This is a genomic window from Hydrogenophaga sp. (assembly GCF_041633695.1).
GTDB lineage: Bacteria > Pseudomonadota > Gammaproteobacteria > Burkholderiales > Burkholderiaceae_C > Hydrogenophaga.
Genome location: NZ_JBFJMY010000293.1, coordinates 1 through 5,330 on the forward strand (window position 1 = coordinate 1; position 5,330 = coordinate 5,330).

A 5,330-nucleotide genomic window follows, 5' to 3' on the forward strand; every position below is an offset into this window, starting at 1 on the left:
CCGTGACCCGCAGGGACCGCCAGTTGCGGGCTTCGGCCACGTCGACCATGGAGCGAGCCACCGAGGGGCTGTTGGTGTCTGTCGCCAGTCGGAAGGTGGATTCGGTGAAGGCCACGCGCGCGGTGTCGCCCCGGAAGCGGTATTCGGTCAGGCCGAGGCTGACGTCGCCCAGCGTGACCGGGGTGCGCTTGATGATGTAGCGGTCCATCAAGGCAGCTTCCAGCCGGGAGACGAGCGCTTCGCGTTCGGCCTGCGCGTCCATGCGGGCGCTTGTTTGCGGGTTGGATGCGTCGGGTGTTTCCACCCCTTTGTCTTTGGCCGGTAAGGGGATGACATTCGACTCTGCCGTCTGGCGTGCTGGATCGGTCTTTGCCGGTTTCGCTTGCGTGGCGGTCGCGGGGGGCTGGGCATCTCGGGCTTCGTCCCGCCGCCATTGCCCGTCGATCTTGTGGACGAAGGACTTTTGCCCGCGCACATCCACGACGACAAACCGGTTGGCGCCGAGCTGGTCGGCTTTGGCCACCATGTCCTGGTAGCGGTCGGTGCGGTAGGTGATTTCGGCAAACGGATCGCGCAGTTCGTACCGCTCGCCCGGCTCTGGCTCGGGTGTCTGGAAGGTCCGGATGGCGATGGCGGAGCGATCCACGGGTTCCACTGTGCCGCCCAAGGTGGCGCTGGTGTCTGCCGTGGGTTGGTCCAAACGCCGGGCCGGTGCAGGTCTTTCATCCATGGTGGTCTCCTTCGTTGGTCAAGGCCAGCAGACGGGGTGTCAGGGTTGGGGTGGGGTCGAGGACTGTAGGGATACCGGTGGCACCCGGTAAACCTCGATCTCGACCCGTCGGTTGAGATTTCTGCCGCGTGGGTTGCCGTTGTCGGCCATGTGGTCGCCGCTGGGTTGGTGGGTGGTGCGGATGCGAGCGGCGTGCACGCCGGCAGCGATCAGGTAGTCACGCATAGCGTTGGCCCGGGCCTGTGCAATACGGCTTTCGGCGGAAGAGTCGCTGGTGCCGTCGGTGCGCCCCCTCAGCACCACGAGTGGTGCGGTCTTGGCTTCTTCCACCAGAGCCAATGCCTCCTCGGCGGGTATCGACACCCGGGTGCTGTTGAAACCGAAGTGGACGATGCGAACGCTGTTGGCTTGCGCTTTCTCCTGAATCGACGCCATCAACTGCTGGCGCGCGGCCATGTGGGCCAGTGTGGCGGTGGTGGTTTCTGCGAGGCGGTTGGATTCATTGGCCTCGATGCGGGCGTTCTGAAGATCGTTCCTGCACATCTGCAGCTCGACGGCCATCAGCGCATTGGCGGGCCGCTTCTGAGATTCGTCCACGGTGGGGGGCTTGGGCGGTGAGCTGCAGGCGCCCAGCAGCGCAAGGCTTGAGAGGGTCAGCGCAGAGCGCAAGGTCAGGTGGGTGGTCATGGCTGTTCCTCCAGGGTTTCGAGTCGGATGGGTTCTGTGTTGCTGGTAGCGGACGGTGCGGAAGTAGTGTTTGGGGTGGACTCGACCTCATCGATCTCTTCGACCGGCTCGATGAACCCGCCTTCGCCGACAGCTTCCAGCCTGTCGTCAAAGAAGCCGATGCAGGTTTCCGCCAGCTTGTCAGGTGGACCTTCCATCTGGTCTTTGGTCAGCTTGACGTCGTGATTCAGAACGCCGATGTCCATGCTGGTTTGTCCCGGAGGAAGTTCGTCATCAGCTAAGCGCCAGCGCTGTTGGACTTTGGCGAGGTGCAGGTCCATGTCCATCGACTTCACTGCTGGCGCAGGCTTCAGGCGCGACGTGAAGGCCTTGTCCTGGAAGTAACGGATCTTTTCGCCGAGGATTGGTTTGCAGTTCTCGAAGATCACCACCAGCCGCTCGCGGCCCAATTCCTTGAACTCCTGCGGCAGCAGCAGGGCGCGACGTTGCTCGCTTTCGTTACGGCTGACGGTGCTGTGGCCGTGTCCGCTGAAAGAACGGCTGCGCCCGCGTGAGGTGGCGCGCTCGGTGAAATGGCCGAGCATGGCGCTGTACTCGTCGGCGTCGCGCTGTTCGCGTGGGGCATACAGAATTTGCAGGCCGTGGTTGGTGGCGAAGGTGCGGGCTTCTTTGTCTCCGTAGACCGCGTCCAGCTGCGACATGGCTTGCACCACGGTGAGTAGGCGCAGGTTATAGCCAGCCAGGAAGGCGGCAGAGTGGGTGATGACGCCCACGCGGCCCATGGCGGTGAACTCGTCGTTGACCAGCAGGCATTGAAACCTCAGGCTTGGGTCTTGTTCGGGCAGTTGGCGGGTGTTGAGGCTGACCAGTTGCGAGAAGAACAGGTTCAGCAAGGGGCGGGCATTGGCCAGGCGGTGCGGCGGAATGCGCACATAGACCGACATGCGCTGGCGCCGAAGGTCTTCGAGCCGGAAGTCGTCGGCGCTGGTGGCGGCATCGACCACCGCATCGGCAAAGATGGTGAGCGGCGCGTGGAAGGTGGCGACCACGCTGGACAGCGTGTTCTCGGAATTGCTCAGCAAGCGCTGCAGCGCATCGACGCATTCGTCGGTGAGCGGATTGCCTTGCTCGCGGCGCTGGGTGATCTGGCTGCCCAGGTGGTCTTTCAACGGCTGGCCTTTGCCAGAAGACTGGCGTAACAGCTCACCCACGGTGCGGGGCAGCTCGGGGGTTTCAAGTAGCAACAGGCCCAGGCCCAGAAACAGGTTGCGCGCCTGGTCGTTGAAGAAGGTTTCGGACGAGGTGCCGCTGCCGTCGTTGGGGAAGAAGACCTGGCCGATGCCCAGCAGATCGCCGACCCGGTGCAGCGGGCTGGTGCGAACCGCCGTCAGCGGGTTCCAGCGGTGGCTGCGGGCCTGTTCGTCGAACGGGGAGAAGGCGTAGACCGCCTGGCCATGGGCGGCGCGGTAGCCCGCCGTGATGGCGTGGTTTTCGCCCTTGATGTCGAGCACGACCACGGAGTCGGGCCAGTTGAGCAGGTTGGGAATCACCACGCCCACACCTTTGCCGCTGCGGGTGGGGGCCGACAACATCACCGACAGCTGGCCGGGCAGGGCGAGGTACCGGCCTTTGAATCGTCCGATGAGGATGCTTGGGGTGTCAGGGTGGTGGGCCGAATCAACAAGCCCAGCGCGGGCCACTTCGCCAGCCGAGGCGAAACGCGCGTCGCCATGCAAGGCCCGGCGTGGCCGGGCCGCTGCGATGAGAGCGCCGGGCAGGATGACCAGCAAGCCAGTGCCAGACAGGGCCATGGCGGTGAACAGGCGCTGGCGCAAAACAGCATCTCCGGAATAGAGCTGCCAGTAGGTGGTGATGCTGCTCCACCGGGCCTGCCTGGGGTCGGCCTTGCTGAGCAGCAGAAACAACACCCCCGAGACATAGACCGCCGCACAGAGCAGGGCAGTGGCCACGACCGCTGCAAAGGTGCCAGCGGCAACCCGTCGGCCCACGGACCAGGCGGTGAAGGGCAAGGTCAATGCCTGGCTCATGATCGCGCCCCCTCGCTCGCTACAGCGCTGGGCTCTTGCGGGGTGCTGGCGCGCAGCGGGTTTTGGCTGGCGGCGTGGTACCTGCGGCGGGGTTCGTAGGCCACATCGGCAATGAATCGGCCCCGTTCGTCACGGTCGAACTGCACGATGACATCGATCACGATGCGCAGCAGACCTTTGATCTCGTCCATGCGCAGGCCGCCACCCGCGCCACTTTCGCGGATCATCAGCGACATCTGTTCCAGCGCCAGATCGCAGCTGCCGGCGTGCACACTGGTGATGCTGCCCGGGTGGCCCGAGGCGGCCAGCCGGATGAACGAGAAACACTCTTCACCGCGCAACTCGGCCAGGAAGATGCGGTCTGGCTTCATGCGCAGGCAGGCTTCGAGCAAAGACTTGGCGGTGACCCGCGCCGTGCCCTGGGCGTCCTTGCTGTAGAAAAGGTGAACCACGTTGGGGTGGTTGGGCAAGGTGAGTTCGGCGGTGTCCTGGATGGTGATCAGGCGCTCGTGTTTCGGCACCTCTTCGACCAGGCCTTTCATGAACGTGGTCTTGCCCGAGCCGGTTTTGCCGCTGACCACGATGGTGCGGTGGTGGCGCACGGCCAGGCGCATGAAGTCGGCGTAACGGTCAGCGGCCTTCAAGGCCAGCAGTTCGCGCTCAAAGGGCTGCAGGCCGTCGTTGTGCTCCGGATTCGGTGCGGCGACCTTTTCGCCTACGCGGCCGAACAAGCCGTCTTGCTCGAAGTCACTCAGCCGGAGCACCACGTTCGACGGCTTGCGGATGGTGATGGACACGGTGCCGCGTGGCACTGCGGGTGGTATGGCGAACTGGATGCGCTCGCCAGTGGGCAGAGTGGCCGACAGCAGCGGGCGTTCCTGGTTGATCTGCTGGTCGCAGTAGGTGGCCAGCGCCGTGGCCAGAGACAGGCAACGCTCCTGGGTCATGGCCGGTGCGTTGACCGCTTGCCAACCGTTCACGGTTTCCACCTGCAGCTCGCCGGGGCGGTTCACGCAGACCTCCAGCACGCCTGGGGCGTCCAGCTCTTCGCGCAGCGGGCGCAGGAACTCCACCACCGAGGTCGCGTCGCCGCACCAGCCGTCGAGCGGGTCTTCTTCAATGCCGGGCAGGGTGTTCATCGCTTTCACCTTTCCCGCGGCTGGAGTTCGTAGACCGAGGAAAAGTCCACGTCGCGGGCGACGTAGATGCCGACGATGCCGCCCTGGTTCTGGTACAGCAGGGGCGGGATGTTGATGGTGCTGTCCAGCACCTTCTCGGCCAGCTTGCTGGTGTTGTCGGTGGTGGATGGCAGGACGATGGTGTCGGCCTGCTGGTCTTGCGTCTGGTTCTGGATCAGCAGCTTGACCGAATCGTCGATCAGCGAGAGCAGCATGGCGGCGCCGATGCGTTCACCCCAGCGGTTGTCCACGTAACCATCAATGCCGGACTCGCCGAGTTGGCCGGTGCCGGGCGACTCAATGTCCACCGTCACGCCATGGGGTGTTCGCACCCGGGTCCATAACACCGGTATGCGGACCATGCCGGGGCGGACCGACGAGATGCGGTACTCGCCGTCCAGGTGCGAGCCGCGTTCGATCAGCAGCACGCGCCCGTTGTCGCCGTACACGTTGCGCTGAACCTGGCAGCCCACCAGGCCTGAGGTGGCACTGATCACCCTGGTTTTGAGGGCGCAGGTGAAGGCCGTGCCCTTGGGCAGCGTGAGGCTGCGGTCGCCCAGTGTGCTGGCCGCGACCTTGGGTGTGGCGGAGCCTTGCAGTTGACCGCCGAACAGGCCCGCAGAAGACGCAGGCAGACCCGCGCCCGATGAGGCACCTGCCATCGAGCCGAGGGCGCCGAGGTCGGCC

Annotated in this window: 4 protein-coding genes and 1 pseudogene; all 5 read right to left on the reverse strand. The window is 64.9% G+C overall.

The annotated features are described in order from the left end of the window. Positions 1-730, reverse strand: a pseudogene (locus ABYB95_RS16270) (hypothetical protein); the annotation flags it as partial. A gap of 39 nt (positions 731-769) precedes the next feature. Then, a complete protein-coding gene (locus tag ABYB95_RS16275) occupies positions 770-1,417 on the reverse strand; it encodes an OmpA family protein (protein WP_008904114.1) in 648 nt (215 codons plus the stop codon). Beyond that, positions 1,414-3,465: a type IV secretory system conjugative DNA transfer family protein gene (locus tag ABYB95_RS16280; RefSeq protein ID WP_008904115.1), complete on the reverse strand. Its 2,052-nt coding sequence runs from the start codon at positions 3,463-3,465 to the stop codon at positions 1,414-1,416. Before ABYB95_RS16280 ends, ABYB95_RS16275 begins: the two co-directional genes overlap by 4 nt. Further along, positions 3,462-4,604, reverse strand: coding sequence for a P-type DNA transfer ATPase VirB11 (gene virB11 / locus ABYB95_RS16285; RefSeq protein ID WP_372659607.1), 1,143 nt, complete (start codon positions 4,602-4,604; stop codon positions 3,462-3,464). The genes ABYB95_RS16280 and virB11 overlap by 4 nt, the downstream gene beginning before the upstream one ends. A 5-nt stretch (positions 4,605-4,609) precedes the next feature. Beyond that, on the reverse strand, positions 4,610-5,330 hold a 721-nt coding region (gene virB10, locus ABYB95_RS16290), incomplete at its 5' end, for a type IV secretion system protein VirB10 (protein ID WP_372659608.1).